Annotated in this window: 14 protein-coding genes; 7 read left to right on the top strand and 7 right to left on the bottom strand. The window is 72.9% G+C overall.

Features of this window, described 5'->3' with window-relative positions:
- Window positions 1-13 precede the first annotated feature (13 nt).
- The 5 genes from IEY88_RS04395 to modA form a co-directional block, all read right to left on the bottom strand.
- Window positions 14-1,102 (bottom strand): YeiH family protein, encoded by a 1,089-nt coding sequence (locus tag IEY88_RS04395; protein WP_189153211.1) that lies wholly within the window; start codon window positions 1,100-1,102, stop codon window positions 14-16.
- Entirely contained in the window at window positions 1,102-1,233 is a 132-nt protein-coding gene (locus tag IEY88_RS45005) for a hypothetical protein (RefSeq protein ID WP_268241206.1), read from the bottom strand. Before IEY88_RS45005 ends, IEY88_RS04395 begins: the two co-directional genes overlap by 1 nt.
- Before the next feature lie 84 nt (window positions 1,234-1,317).
- Window positions 1,318-2,364, bottom strand: coding sequence for an ABC transporter ATP-binding protein (locus IEY88_RS04390; RefSeq protein ID WP_189153210.1), 1,047 nt, complete (start codon window positions 2,362-2,364; stop codon window positions 1,318-1,320).
- The gene (gene modB, locus IEY88_RS04385) at window positions 2,361-3,158 is read right to left on the bottom strand and encodes a molybdate ABC transporter permease subunit (RefSeq protein ID WP_189153209.1); all 798 of its coding nucleotides are present in this window, start codon (window positions 3,156-3,158) and stop codon (window positions 2,361-2,363) included. Before modB ends, IEY88_RS04390 begins: the two co-directional genes overlap by 4 nt.
- Window positions 3,155-3,985 carry a molybdate ABC transporter substrate-binding protein gene (modA, locus tag IEY88_RS04380; RefSeq protein WP_308425952.1) on the bottom strand — a complete coding sequence of 277 codons (831 nt, stop codon included), beginning with the start codon at window positions 3,983-3,985 and terminating at the stop codon, window positions 3,155-3,157. The genes modB and modA overlap by 4 nt, the downstream gene beginning before the upstream one ends.
- 41 nt (window positions 3,986-4,026) lie before the next feature.
- On the opposite strand from modA, the gene IEY88_RS04375 reads away from it, so the two are divergent.
- From IEY88_RS04375 to IEY88_RS04355, 5 genes are all read left to right on the top strand, one after another.
- On the top strand, window positions 4,027-4,299 hold the full coding sequence (locus IEY88_RS04375) for a hypothetical protein (protein ID WP_189153208.1): 273 nt from the start codon (window positions 4,027-4,029) through the stop codon (window positions 4,297-4,299).
- 394 nt (window positions 4,300-4,693) lie between these two features.
- Window positions 4,694-5,653 (top strand): threonine/serine dehydratase family protein, encoded by a 960-nt coding sequence (locus IEY88_RS04370; protein WP_229693071.1) that lies wholly within the window; start codon window positions 4,694-4,696, stop codon window positions 5,651-5,653.
- A gap of 23 nt (window positions 5,654-5,676) precedes the next feature.
- Window positions 5,677-6,345: an ankyrin repeat domain-containing protein gene (locus tag IEY88_RS04365; protein ID WP_229693070.1), complete on the top strand. Its 669-nt coding sequence runs from the start codon at window positions 5,677-5,679 to the stop codon at window positions 6,343-6,345.
- Window positions 6,346-6,383: 38 nt separating this feature from the next.
- On the top strand, window positions 6,384-6,578 hold the full coding sequence (locus tag IEY88_RS04360) for a DUF2795 domain-containing protein (RefSeq protein ID WP_189153207.1): 195 nt from the start codon (window positions 6,384-6,386) through the stop codon (window positions 6,576-6,578).
- Window positions 6,579-6,666: 88 nt separating this feature from the next.
- Window positions 6,667-7,986: a calcium:cation antiporter family protein gene (locus IEY88_RS04355; RefSeq protein ID WP_229693069.1), complete on the top strand. Its 1,320-nt coding sequence runs from the start codon at window positions 6,667-6,669 to the stop codon at window positions 7,984-7,986.
- Window positions 7,987-8,023: 37 nt separating this feature from the next.
- Here IEY88_RS04355 and IEY88_RS04350 read toward each other — a convergent pair whose 3' ends face one another.
- Entirely contained in the window at window positions 8,024-8,608 is a 585-nt protein-coding gene (locus IEY88_RS04350) for a LysM peptidoglycan-binding domain-containing protein (protein WP_189153205.1), read from the bottom strand.
- Between the two features lie 384 nt (window positions 8,609-8,992).
- On the opposite strand from IEY88_RS04350, the gene IEY88_RS04345 reads away from it, so the two are divergent.
- Window positions 8,993-9,922, top strand: coding sequence for a heme oxygenase-like domain-containing protein (locus IEY88_RS04345; protein WP_189153204.1), 930 nt, complete (start codon window positions 8,993-8,995; stop codon window positions 9,920-9,922).
- A gap of 72 nt (window positions 9,923-9,994) precedes the next feature.
- Window positions 9,995-12,631 (top strand): SpoIIE family protein phosphatase, encoded by a 2,637-nt coding sequence (locus IEY88_RS04340; protein ID WP_189153203.1) that lies wholly within the window; start codon window positions 9,995-9,997, stop codon window positions 12,629-12,631.
- A 26-nt stretch (window positions 12,632-12,657) separates the two neighbouring features.
- On the opposite strand, the gene IEY88_RS04335 is transcribed toward IEY88_RS04340, so the two are convergent.
- Window positions 12,658-13,053 carry an STAS domain-containing protein gene (locus IEY88_RS04335; protein WP_189153202.1) on the bottom strand — a complete coding sequence of 132 codons (396 nt, stop codon included), beginning with the start codon at window positions 13,051-13,053 and terminating at the stop codon, window positions 12,658-12,660.
- Window positions 13,054-13,109: the final 56 nt, after the last annotated feature.

The following is a 13,109-nucleotide window of genomic DNA, read 5'->3' as shown; positions in this document are numbered from 1 at the left end:
TACCGGACGGGCCCTAACCGCCGAAGTTCGCGAACAGCACGCTCGCCAGCCCGAGGCCCACCAGCAGGTTGAACACCGTGGCACTGGCGAAGACCCCGATCGGCTTCCAGCCCGCCTCCCGCAGCGGCGCGACCCGGAACTCGAGGCCGATCGAGACGAACGCGAGGATCAGGAACAGCGTGCGCAGGTCGTTGACGGTCGTGATGGCGGCCTTGTCACCGCCGGACTCCAGGAAGACCGTCGCCACGATCGACGCCGCCAGGAACCCGAGCACGAACTTGGGGAAGCGCTCCCACAACGCGCGCCCGCTGACCTTCGCCTCGCCGGTGCGCTCGACCTTCAGCGCGAAGTACGCCGTCAGCGCGACCGCCACCACGCCGAGCAGCGCGTTCTGCGTCGTCTTCACGATGGTCGCGATCTGCAGCGCCTCCTCGCTGACCAGCGCGCCCGCCGCGCTCACCGCGGCGGTGGTGTCGATGTTGCCGCCGATCCACGCACCCGCCACCGCGGGGGACAGTCCCAGCGCGTCCACGGCCAGTGGCAGCAGGAAGATGGACGGCAGCGCGAAGATGATGACCATGCTCGCGGTGTAGGCGAGCTGCTCCCGGCGGGCCTGCACGGCGCCGGCCGCCGCGATGGCCGCGCTCACCCCGCAGATCGACACGGCCGACGCCAGCAGCGCGCGCAGCTTCTGGTCGATGCCGAGCTTGCCGCCCAGCCACCACGTGAAGCCGAACACCAGCGTGATCAGCAGGAACGCCTGCGCGATCGCCGGACCGGCGGCCTTGACGATCACCGCGAAGTTGATCGACGCGCCCAGCAGCACGAGTCCGGTCTTGATGAAGAACTCGGTGCGGAACCCCGCGGCCAGCCGGTCGCGGAACCCGAGCCCGGTCAGCACCGCGTTTCCCAGCAGTCCCAACAGGATCGCGTAGACCGGATATTCGACGCTCTTCGCGATGCCGCCGAGCCAGGTGCCCTTGGTGAACACCGGCACGTTCTGCTCCAGGTACCGGGTCAGCGCGGCCAGCACCACGACGACCGCTACACCTCCGACCGCCCAGAGGACCCGGGACCGTTGCCGCGTCTCGACTTCCGTCATCACGGCACCAGCCAGCCGGGCAGGATCCCCGCCAGCACCAGGCCCAGCAGCACCAGGCCCGCGATCGTCGCCGCCCAGTCCTCGTTCACCGCGAGCCCGCGCTCACGGTTCACGCCTTCCTCCGCGCTCATGCCGCCCCTCCGCATCCCTTGGTGGCGGTCATGGTCGGAGCAGGAGGCGAGCAGCGGCAAGGGCTCCCGCGATGTGGAACGGGCTCAGGCGGGGTAGACGTGGGTCTCGGTCGCCTTCACCGCCGCCCACAACGCGTCTCCGGGCCGCAGCCGCAGCTCGGCGAGGGTGGCCGTGGTGATGTCCGCGAGCACGTTCGGAGCGCCGTCCAGGCGGACGCGGGTGGTGTGCGCGTGCTGTTCGATCGCCTCGACCGTCACGGGCCAGACGTTGCGCGGGCTCCCCTCCGGTCGTTCGGCGTGCAGGCTGACGGCGGTGGGCGGGAAGACGACGTGCACCGGGCCTTCGACGGGTCGCGGGATCGTGAGCGTGCCGCCGCCGTCCAGGCCGACCTCGGTGCCCGATGCCCTGCCGCGGTAGAAGTTCAGGCCGACGAGGTTGGCGACGTAGTCGGTGCGCGGCTGGCGCGCCACCTCCGCGGGTGGCCCCGATTGCACGGCACGGCCGCTTTCCAGGATCACCAGCCGGTCGGCCAGGACCATGGCGTCCAACGGGTCGTGCGTCACCAGCAGCGTGTGGCCGCCGAAGTCCGCGAGGTGCCGGCCGAGTTCGGAACGGACCTGCAGGCGGGTGCTCGCGTCCAGCGCGGCGAGCGGTTCGTCGAGCAGCAGCAGGCTCGGGCCGGTGGCCAGCGCTCGGGCCAGTGCCACGCGTTGCGCCTGCCCGCCGGACAACGAGCGCGGCTTGATCTGCGCGTACCCGCTCAGGCCCACGCGGTCGAGCCAGCGCGACGCCTCCGCCCGTGCCTCGGCCTTGCGCGTACCCCTGGACCTCAACCCGAACGCGACGTTCTCCAGCGCGGACATGTGGGCGAAGAGCAGGTAGTCCTGGAACACCACGCCGATCGGCCGTTTCTCGGCGGCCACGAACGCGTCCGCACCGTCCCAGGTGGACTCCCCGACCGTGATGTGCCCGGACGACAACGGGAGCAGACCGGCCAGGGCCCGGAGCGCGGTGGACTTCCCCGCGCCGTTGGGGCCGAGCAGCGCGACGACCTCGCCCGGCGCGATCGTCAGCCCGAGGTCGAGGGTGAAGGTGCCGCGCGTGACGCGCAGTTCCGCGTTCAGGGTCACGTCGGCCCGCTGATCCACCGGTCGCGCAGACCGGCCAGCACTCCGACGGACACCAGCAACAGCACGACGCTCAGCACGATCGCCGCGTCCGGATCCGTCTCCAGGGCGAGGTAGACCGCCAGCGGCATGGTCGTCGTCTCGCCGGGGAAGTTGCCCGCGAACGTGATCGTCGCCCCGAACTCCCCCAGCGCCCGCGCCCAGCACAGCACCGTGCCCGCCACCACCCCCGGCAGCACCGACGGCAGCGTCACCCGCCGGAACGTCAGCCACTTCGAGGCGCCGAGCGTGGCCGCCGCCTCCTCGAACCGCGGATCGGCGGCCCGCAGCGCGCCCTCCACCGAGATCACCAGGAACGGCATGGCCACGAACGCCTCCGCGACGACCACACCGGCCGTGGTGAACGGCAACGAGATCCCGAACCACGCGTCGAGGTGCTCGCCGATCAGCCCGCGCCGCCCCAGGACCAGCAGCAGGGCGACACCGCCGACGACCGGCGGCAACACCAGGGGCACCGTGACGAGCGCGCGCAGGAACCCCCGTCCGGGCAACCCGGAACGCGCCAGCAGCCACGCCAGCGGGATGCCGAGGAACAGGCACAGCACGGTGGCGAGCGAGGCGCAGATCAGCGACAACCGCAGCGCCTCACCGACCTCCGCGCTGAGCAAAGTGGACAGTGAGGTCCACGGCGTCCTGATCAGCAGCCCGGCGAGCGGCACCAGCAGGAACGCGAGGCCTGCCACGGCGGGCAGGACGAGGACGACGGGCAGCCGTCCTCGCACCCGGTTGCGCGTCACGGGTTTTCGAAGCCCGCCGCGCTGAACACAGCACGACCCTTGTCGGACAACACGAACTCGACGAAAGCCTTGGCCGCGGCCGCGTTCGGTGCCTTGGCGACCGGCGCGATCGGGTAGTCGTTGACCGCTTGGGACGCCTCGGCGAACGTGATGCCCTCGACCTCGTCCCCCGCGGCCTTCACGTCGGTCCTGTAGACGAGCGCGCCGTCGACCTCACCGAGCGAGACCTTGGTGAGCACGGCCTTGACGTCCTGCTCCAGCGTGTCCGGCGCGGGCGTGATCTTCGCGGCCTCGAACACCTTCTTGGCCGCCGCGCCGCACGGCACCTGCTCGGCGCACAGCGCGATCTTGCGGCCGGCGTCGGCGAAGTCCGCGAGCCCGGCGATCTTGCCCGGGTTGCCCTTGGGCACCGCGATCTGCAGCGTGTTCCTCACGAACGTGCGGGGCGCGTCCGTGATCGCCTTGGTGTCGGTCACCTGCTTCATGTTGGCAGGTGCGGCGCTCGCGAACACGTCGGCGGGCGCGCCCTGGTTGAGCTGTTGCGCGAGCGCGGAGCTGCCGCCGAAGTTGAACCTCACCCTCGTGCCGGGGTGGGCCGCCTCGAAGTCCTCGCCCAGCTGGGTGAACGTCCCGGTCAGCGACGCCGCCGCGAACACCGTGACGTCACCGGTGACCTTCGACGGGTCCGCGGACGGGGTGGGTCCGGAGCCGCAGCCCGCGAGCACCAGCGCGGCTGAGGCGACGAGAACCCTGTTCACGATCTTGGACATGTTCCAGGCCTCCTGGGCGTCGGCGAGCCGGGTGGCCTTCATCCGCAGAATCGGCACTCACGGATCCTAGTTCACGCTGTTGCGGCGACAAACCACCCTTGAGTTCCGCAGATGCCGCGCTCCGCACGTCCAGCGGCAACAAGATGGATAAGCTCAGCTTCGTCGTCGTGGCCTCGTCCGCCGACGGCTACCGCGTGCTGCTGTCGTGGGCGGAGGTCGACCCGGAGTTCGGCGCCTGCTCGGCCCCGCTCGCCACCCGCTACAACGGCAGGCCGCTCGTCCGCCCGACCCTCGTCACGCCGCGGGACGGACGGGCCAGCCGGTACGTGCGCGACGTGGCCCGCCTGGAGATCGCCCGGTTCGGCGCCTGACGTGGCCCGCCTGGAGATCGCCCGGTCGGCGCGGCCTCGGGGTCGCCCGGTCCGGCACGGCCTCGGGTCGCCCAGTCTGGCGCGGCCTCGGGTCGCCCAGTCCTGGCGCGGCCTCGGGTCGCCCAGTCTGGCGCGGCCTCGGGTCGCCCAGTCCTGGCGCGGCCTCGGGTCGCCCAGTCTGGCGCGGCCTCGGGTCGCCCAGTCCTGGCGCGGCCTCGGGATCGCCCAGTCCGCACGGCCTCGGGTCACCCAGTCCGGCGCGGCCTCGGGGTCGCCCAGTCCGGCGCAGCCTCGGCGTCGCCAGTCCCGCGCAGCCTCGGCGTCGCCAGTCCCGCGCAGCCTCGAGGTCGCCCGGTCCCGCACCTAGGGACCACGCCGACATAGGCTGGGCGGCATGGCCGAGCTGCTGAGCATCGACGACGTCCTGGCCGCGGCCGAGGTGCTCGACGGACGGGTGCTGCGCACGCCGGCCCTGCCTGCGCCGGGGCTGTCCGCGCTGCTGGGCGTCCCGACGACGGTGAAGCTGGAACTGTTGCAGCGCAGCGGTTCGTTCAAGACGCGCGGCGCGTTCGCGAAGATCCTCTCGCTGTCCGCCGAGGCACGCGCGGCGGGCGTGGTCGGGGTCAGCGGCGGCAACCACGGGATCGCGCTGGCCGCCGCCGCGGCCGAGCTCGGCGTGGCCGCGACCGTCGTGATGCCCTCGACCGCACCCGCCCGGTCGGTCGAGCTCGCGCGGGCGTCCGGCGCGGACGTGCGGCTCACCGACGGGCTGGCGGCGGCGTTCGCGCTGCTGAACGACCTGGTCGAGGCGGGCGCGACGCTCGTGCACCCCTACGACGACCCGATCGTCGTCGCCGGGCAGGGCACGGCGGGCCTGGAGTTCGCGACCGACGCGCCGGACGTCACCGACGTGCTGGTGAGCGTCGGCGGCGGAGGGTTCATCTCGGGCGTCGCGACGGCGTTCCGCGCGCTCGTGCCCGGAGTGCGGGTGTGGGGCGTCGAGGTCGAGGGGGCCGACGCCATGCGCCAGGCGCTGGAGGCCGGTGGCCCGGTGGAGATCGCGCCCACGTCGATCGTCTCGACGTTGTCCGCGCCGCACGTGTCGCAGCTGACCTACGACCACACCGTCGCGCTGGTCGAGGACGTGCTCGTCGTGTCCGACGCGGACGCCGTGCGGGGCACGATCACCCTGGCCGAGACGCAGAAGGTGTGGGCGGAGCCCGCCGCCGGTTGCCTCGTGCCGGCGGCACGGAGGGTGCTCGACCGGGTCGGGCCGGACGCGCGGCTGGGACTCGTGGTGTGCGGCGGGAACGTGACGTTCGCCGACGTCGTCCGCTGGTCTCGGGGAAGCTGAGACCATTGCGGCAGAACGATCCCTTGGCCACCGTTGCGACCGCCGCACTCCACGACGGCGACCTCACCACGCTGCGGCACCTGCTGGCCGACAACTCCCGACTGGCCACCGCGCGGATCGTCGACGAGCAAGGAAGTGGCCGAACCCTGCTGCACGTGCTGACCGACTGGCCCGCCCGACGCCCCAACGGCGCACAGTCCGTGGCGGCGCTGGTCGAGGCGGGAGCAGACGTCAACGCACGGTTCGAGGGCTCCCACAGCGAGACACCACTGCACTGGGCCGCAAGCGCCAACGACGTCGAGGTGCTCGACGCACTCCTGGACGCCGGCGCCGACATCGACGCCGACGGGGCGGTCATCGGCGGCGGCACTCCCCTGGCCGACGCACGGGCGTTCGCGCAGTGGCAGGCGGCCCACCGGCTCGTGGAACGCGGCGCGGCGGTCACCCTGACCGACGCCGCGACCCTCGGGCTGACCGACCGGCTCGACGCCCTTCTCGCCGGCGCCACACCGGATGACGTGAACATCGCGTTCTGGGGTGCGTGCCACGGCGGTCAGCGGGAGTGCGCGGAGAGGTTGCTGGCGCTGGGCGCGGACGCGCACTGGCTGCCGCCCTGGGAACCGGTCACACCGCTCGATGCGGCCGTGCGCAACGGTTTCGGGGACTTCGCGGCGTGGCTGCGCGGCCGCTGAGCCGGTTTCCGCAGCTCACCGCTGGGTATTCGGCTGCCATGGAAACCACGGTGACGGACGAGGAGATCGAGTTGCGGCTGGTGCTGGACCGTCTGTCCTATCCGGCCGACAAGGTGCGCGTCGTGAGCTGCGCCGAGGTCCACGGCCTGGGCACCGATGCCCGCCGTCGGCTGCACCACCTCCCCGACCGCCGCTACGCCTCGGCCACCGAGGTGGTCGCCGCGCTGCCGTGAACCGCCTGGCGGGCAACGGAACGGCATAGCGGCGCGCGGGACGGGTAACCGGCGGGGCGGACGTGGCGACGTTCGTCCCGACCTGGAGGTGCGCTTGTCCGACGACCGGCGTCGTTTCCCCGCACGGCTTCCCCTCGCCGCGCTCACCACGCTCCCCGGGACGTACCTGGGTGCCGCGGACTACCTGGGCTGGCCGCACCCCGACGTGCCCGCGCCGCTCGCGGCCCTGGTGTTCGGCATCGCCATCGTGGGCGCGGCGTTCATCCTCGCGTGGGCCGCCGAGGCCGCGCAGGTGGACGTCAGCGCAGGACTGGCGATCGCGGTGCTCGCGCTCGTGGCCGTGCTGCCCGAGTACGCGGTGGACCTGGTGTTCACGTTCGAGGCGGGCCAGGAGTTCGCACGCCAGGGCACCTGCGTGCCGCCTCCCGGCGAGCCGGACCCGTGTTCGCTCGCCCTGGCCAACATGACCGGCGCCAACCGGGTGCTCGTCGGGTTCGGCTGGCCCCTGGTCGTCCTCGTGGGCGCGATCGCCGTGCGGCGTGCGCACCGGGAGAGCAGATCGACCCACGAGGGACGGGTCGTGCTCGCGCCGGTCATGTCCGTCGAGGTCGTGTTCCTGGGCCTCGCGACCCTGTACTCGCTGAGCCTGCCGCTGCGCGCGTCGCTCACGATGGCCGACGCCGCGGTGTTCCTGGTGATCTTCGCCGCGTACGCCTGGCGGCTGTCGAAGGCGCCGGTCGAGGAACCGAACCTGCTCGGCGTGTCCGAGTGGGTCGGCCGTCGGGACCGCGCACCGCGGCGCCGGTGGGTCATCGGCATGTTCGCGTTCGCCGGAACCGTCATCCTCGCCACGGCCGAACACTTCGCGCGGAACCTCGTGGACACCGGGTCGAGCCTCGGCGTGGACGAGTTCGTGCTCGTGCAGTGGGTGGCGCCGCTGGCGAGCGAGTCGCCGGAGCTCATCGTCGCGTGCCTCTACGCCGCCCGGCTGATGGCCTCGCACTCGCTGGGCACGTTGCTGTCCAGCAAGGTGAACCAGTGGACGCTGCTGGTCGGCACCATCCCGATCGTGTTCGCGATCTCCAGCGGCAGCACCCACGGCCTGCCGCTGGACGAGCACCAGCGCCTGGAGCTGCTCATCACCGCCGCGCAGTCGTTGTTCGCGGTGAGCATCCTCGCGGACCTCGGTCTGACGGCGGTGGGCGCGACGACGCTGTTCGTGCTGTTCGCCGCCCAGTTCGTCGCCAGCGTCACACTGCCCGGCGCCGCGAACCGCGTCGTGATCCTCGTGCTGTCCGGGCTCTACGTCCTGCTGGCGGTCGTGCAACTGGTGCGGCGCAGGCAGATCGGCGCCCGCACCGCGCGCGACGGCGTGGTGACGCCGCTGCCCGAGCTCGCTCGGAGGTGACGGCGCGGGACCTGCCGCACAGGTCCCGCGCCCCGCGTCACTTCGTGACGATCTTGTCCCCGACCCTGATCAGGTCCGGGTTGGTCAGGTGCCGGGAGTTCTTCTCCACCAACGCCTGCCAGCCGCCCTCGACGCCCAGTTCCACGGCGATGCCGCTGAGCGTGTCCCCGGCCTTCACCGTGTAGTCACCGTCCGGGTTGCTCGTGGACGGCGCGGCCACCGGCACCACGCGGGACGCGGCCTTGCGACCGGCCGGGGGCTGACCCTGCCGGACCGGTTGCTGGCCTCCGGCGGACGCGCGACGCCCGCACGCGCCCCACGCACCCAGACCCTGGGTCCGCAGCACGTTCTCCGCGACGCGGATCTGCTCCTCGCGGGACGCTTGGTGAGCCTGGCCGGAGCCTCCGTTGGCCCGCCAGGTCGACGGGCTGAACTGCAGCCCGCCCTGGTAGCCGTTGCCGGTGTTGGTGGACCAGTTGCCGCCGCTCTCGCACTGCGCGATCCGGTCCCAGTCGACCGGCGCGGAGGCCGAGGCGACCGTGCCGCCCAGTGTCACGAGGGCCGTCGCGGAGACGGCGACGAGCACGGCACGGCCGGTGATGTTGCCACGAAGATGACGCATGTCCCTTTGGCACCTCGTCCCGCTCCCACCGAACACGGCGCCTGTCCGACGAGGGTTTCGTCCACGACATGGACAGAGCTCGCCGCTGGACAGGTGAGCGCACGGCTGGCCCTGGTGGTGCGGCGGTCTCGCGACCGCTGGGCAGGACCGTAAGAACGCCCGGCCGGATCCGCACGACCGGAGGCGGGCAAGATCACCCGATAGGTGGCGATCTCGACATCGGTCGTGCCGGACACCCCCGGGACGTGATCGCGGTACCGCTCCGGCCGCAGGCCCGTTCAGACCCCGGGTGTTCACCCGAAAGGCGCGCGGCAGGCGGGTTTGGCGGGTGCCGCAGCGGGTAGTTGTTCTCCGGATCGTGGATCACTCCTGACGGAGGCGCTGATGTTGTTGCCCACCGCTCGCGGACCGTTGAGCGCCGGTGTCATCGCCGCCCTGCTCTCGGCCGGCTCGCCCCGGCCGGCGGGGACGGCGGACGGCCCGGAGGAGCTCGCCGGGGACGCGGACTTCCAGCTGGCGCTGTGGATCGCGCTCGAAACGCTGGACGGCGGCTTCGAGGGCATCACGACCGACCACGGCGAACACCCGGACCTCGTGCACTGGCGCACGTGGCTGAGCGAGCGGTGGGGCGCGGCCCTGCGCGAGATGACGGCGCCCGTGGTGCGCGCGGCCGGCGGTGACACGGCGTCGCCGTCGCTGATCGGCGACCACCTGATCAGCCTCATGAGGGGCGGCCACACCGGCCTGTACACCTTCGCCGAGAGCAAGGCGACCGCCGCACAGCTGCGCGAGCTGCTCGCCACGAAGTCGCTGTCCTGCGCCGACCACACCCTCGTCGACCGGTTGCCCGCGGTGGCGATCGCGGCGCACAACACCATGCGGGTGCTCAGCCGCGGCGCGACACCTGCCGCCGCACTCGGCCACCAGGCCGCCTCGGCCGCCCGGTCCTGGCTGTCGGGCCGCAAGCTCGACCGGGGGCTGCGGCGCGCGGGGCTCGAGCCCGCGACGACGCTCGAAGCCCCTGAGCGACGCTGGGACCGGTTGCTCGGCGCGTGCCGGGCACACCTCGCGGAGAACCCCGGCCGGACGCAGGACCTCCTGCACGGCGCGGCCGCCGCGATCGTGCTGGAGGCACGGCTCGGCAGGCACCTGCTGCGGTGCTGGGCCCAGGCCACCCCGGTGCTCGAGCCGGTGCGGCCGGCGGCGCTCTCGGTGATCGGCGGGGAGCAGTCGCGCACGCGCGCACGCCTTCACCTCACCTCGATCCCGGCCGACCCCGATGAGGGGCGTTCGAGCGACGTACGATGCGGTTGACGTGCGTCGAGCAGCCGGCGCCGTGGACTCCGCCTCGCCCGGAGAAGGAGAGCCGCGGTATGGCTGAACGCGATGAGTGAGCCGGGATCCGGGCTCGCCGCGCTCGTGGACGCCCTGCCGCTGGTGGTCTGGCGCGGCGAGTCCGGCGTGGTCACCTACCTGTCGGGCGCGGTCGAGCAGGTGCTCGGGCACCCGGCGCGCCGCTGGCTCGACGACCCCGGGTTCTGGCGGGAGATCACCCATCCCGGCGACCGCGAGGAGAGCGAGCGGCTGCGCTGGGGTTCTGACACCGACTACGAGACCGTCTACCGCGTCCGCACGGCCGCGGGGGATCTCGTCTGGCTGATGGAGCGAGCCTGCGTGCAGGGCGCGCTGCGCACCGGCGTGCTGATCGACGTCACGGCCCGGCACGCGGCCGACGAACGGCAGCGGTTCCTCGACGCGCTCGACCGCGCGTTCCAGCGGCTCGACGACGCCGAGGACCTCATGGCGCTGGCGACGAGGATGCTCGGCGAGCACCTCGGCGTCGACCGGTGCGCCTACGCCCGCACGGAGGCAGACGAGAACCACTTCGTCATGAGCGGCGACCACGCCACGGGCCTGCCCCCGCTGCCCGGCCGGTTCGCGATGCGGGCGTTCGGCAACGGCGCCCTGACGGCGATGCGCGCGGGCGAGCCGTGGGTGGTGGACGACTGCCAGGACGACCAGCGGCTCGACGCCGAGGACCTCGCCGCGTACCGGGTGACCGGCATCCGGGCGGTGATCTGCCTCCCGCTGCTGCGCGGCGGGCGGTTCGTGGCCGCCATGGCCGTGCACCAGGCCACCGTGCGCCACTGGACGCAGGACGAGATCGACCTGGTCTCCGTCGTGGTGAACCGCTGCTGGGAGTCCCTGCAGCGGGTGCACTCCGACCGGGCCCTGCGCGACAGCGAGCAGCGGCTGCGGCTGCTCGTCGAGCGCGCGACGGACGCGATCTGGTTGCTGGACCACGAACTCCGGTTCGTGGCCGCGAACCCGGCGACCGGCGACCTGCTCGGCTACCGGTCCGACGAGCTGCTCGGTTCCTCGATCGCCGACCTGCTCGTGGACGGTCTGCCGCAGGACCTCTCGGTCTCGCAGGTCGTGACGATGCGCCGCGCCGACGGGACGGAGGTCGCGCTGGAGCTCAACGTCCAGTCCACGCCGTCCGGTCTGCAGGCGATCGGCAGGGACGTCACCGAGCGCCAGCGCGCCGAGGCCGAGCGCGACCTGCTGCTGCAACGGGAGCACGAGATCGCCGCCGCGTTGCAGGAAAGCCTCCTCCCCAGGGAACTCCCGCTCCTGCCCAGGCTCGCGACGGCCGCCAGGTACCTGCCGGCCGCGGAGCACTCCCAGATCGGTGGCGACTGGTACGAGGTCGTGCTGGTCGGCGCGACCCGCGTCGCCCTCACCGTCGGGGACGTGGTCGGCAAGGGACCGACCGCGGCGGCCGTCATGGGCCAGCTGCGCAGCGCCCTGGCCGGCTACCTGCTCGACGGCCACTCCCCCGCCGAGTCACTGCGGCGCCTGGACGCGTTCGCGGCGCGCGTCAACGGCGCGGCCGGCAGCACGTGCGCGTGCCTGATCTTCGACTGGAGCACCGGCGAGCTCTGCTGGGCGTCGGCGGGTCATCCCCCTCCCGTGGTGGTCGGCGACGACGGGGCGCGCCTGCTGGCGACCGAGGCCGGACCGGTGCTGGGCGCGGGAGGCCCGGCGACGCCGACCCAGCACACCGCGGACTTCCCGCCGGGCACGTCGGTCGTGCTCTACACCGACGGCCTGGTCGAACGCCGCGACGAGGTGCTCGACGAAGGTCTGCGCAGGCTCGCGGCGGCAGCGGACGGCGCGGCCGGCTTCGACCCCGCCTCGCTGGCGCGGCGGATCACCGACACGATGCTGACGGACGGCCAGGCCGACGACGTCGCCCTCGTCGTGGCACGGCACCTGCCTCCCCCGCTGCACCTGAGTCTCCCGGCCGAACCCGCCGAGCTCTCCCCGCTGCGCCGCGCCGCGACGACCTGGGCGGGTCTCGCGGGCCTGTCCGACGACGCCGCGTACGACCTGGAGCTCGCACTGGGAGAGGCCGCCTCGAACGTCGTGGACCACGCCTACCCCGAGGGGGGCGGCACGTTCGACACGACCCTGGAGAGCACCGGCCGGGGCGTGCGGGTGGCCGTGACCGACCACGGCCGGTGGCGGCCACCGCCGGCCGACAAGGGACACCGCGGCCGGGGCCTGGGCATGATCCGCGCCATCTCCGACGAGGACGACCTGCAGGCGGGCGAGAACGGCACGACCATCCGCTTCCACGTCCCCGCCGTGCCGGACACCCGCACCTCGCCTCCGCCACCACCACCGGCCGCGGTCGCGAGTGGACTGTCGGACGGGACCGACGAGCACACGCAGGTCGTGCTGCTCGGCGGAGACCTGGACCTGTCCACAGTGGACGGCTTACGGCCGGCGTTGCTGGAGCGGGTGGACGCGGCCGACGAACGGCCGATCGAGGTCGACCTCACCGGCGTGGGCTACCTGAGCAGCTCCGGCGTCGCACTGCTGCTGCAGGCGATGCTGCGGGCGAAGGAGCGCGGCCGGGTGATGTCGTTGGTGGCCACCGGTTCCAGCGCGCCGGCGCGGATCCTCGACCTGTCCGGGCTCGCGCACACCACCCGCTTCACGCCGGCGGTGCCGTGAACTGACTCAACGCCGTTGCGGCGGCTTCAACGCCGCCGCTGCGGTGGCACGGACCGCAGCGCGGCCAACGCGCCGCGCAGATCCGGGCGCACGGTCAGCAGGGCGTCCACGCCGGAGATCGCGAGCGGCCGCAGCACGACCCGGCTCTCCGCGACGATGGCGAGCGGGACGTTCGCGGACCTCAGCCGCCGCACGACGGCGACCAGCAGGTTGATGCCCGCGGAACCGAAGAAGGTCACCGCCCCCAGGTCGAGGACGAGACCGGCGGAAGGACGTTCCCGCAGCGCGTCGACAGCCGCCAGAACCGGTGATCCGTCCGCCATCCGGTCGATCTCCCCGGCCACGATCACGACGTCGACTCCGTCGTGCGCCTCCGTGCGCGTTGTCAGCACGGCTGCGGCTCCGCTGGACTGCGGACTCATCGGCTTGCTCCTCTCGGCCAACCGCGAGAAGCGCCGACACCCAGCCGCTGCCCAAC

Source organism: Lentzea pudingi (assembly GCF_014646255.1).
In the GTDB taxonomy this organism is placed as follows: domain Bacteria; phylum Actinomycetota; class Actinomycetes; order Mycobacteriales; family Pseudonocardiaceae; genus Lentzea; species Lentzea pudingi.
Note: the sequence above shows the minus strand (reverse complement) of the source record. Positions and strands in the feature narration are given on the sequence as shown.

Bases quoted from the DNA above. Each gene is read 5' to 3' on its own strand.
- IEY88_RS04345 (WP_189153204.1), top strand. From the start codon at position 8,993: ATGTTGTTGCCCACCGCTCGCGGACCGTTGAGCGCCGGTGTCATCGCC.
- IEY88_RS04340 (WP_189153203.1), top strand. From the start codon at position 9,995: ATGAGTGAGCCGGGATCCGGGCTCGCCGCGCTCGTGGACGCCCTGCCG.
- IEY88_RS04370 (WP_229693071.1), top strand. From the start codon at position 4,694: ATGGCCGAGCTGCTGAGCATCGACGACGTCCTGGCCGCGGCCGAGGTG.
- IEY88_RS45005 (WP_268241206.1), bottom strand. From the start codon at position 1,233: ATGAGCGCGGAGGAAGGCGTGAACCGTGAGCGCGGGCTCGCGGTGAAC.
- IEY88_RS04395 (WP_189153211.1), bottom strand. From the start codon at position 1,102: ATGACGGAAGTCGAGACGCGGCAACGGTCCCGGGTCCTCTGGGCGGTC.
- IEY88_RS04350 (WP_189153205.1), bottom strand. From the start codon at position 8,608: ATGCGTCATCTTCGTGGCAACATCACCGGCCGTGCCGTGCTCGTCGCC.
- IEY88_RS04360 (WP_189153207.1), top strand. From the start codon at position 6,384: ATGGAAACCACGGTGACGGACGAGGAGATCGAGTTGCGGCTGGTGCTG.
- IEY88_RS04335 (WP_189153202.1), bottom strand. From the start codon at position 13,053: ATGAGTCCGCAGTCCAGCGGAGCCGCAGCCGTGCTGACAACGCGCACG.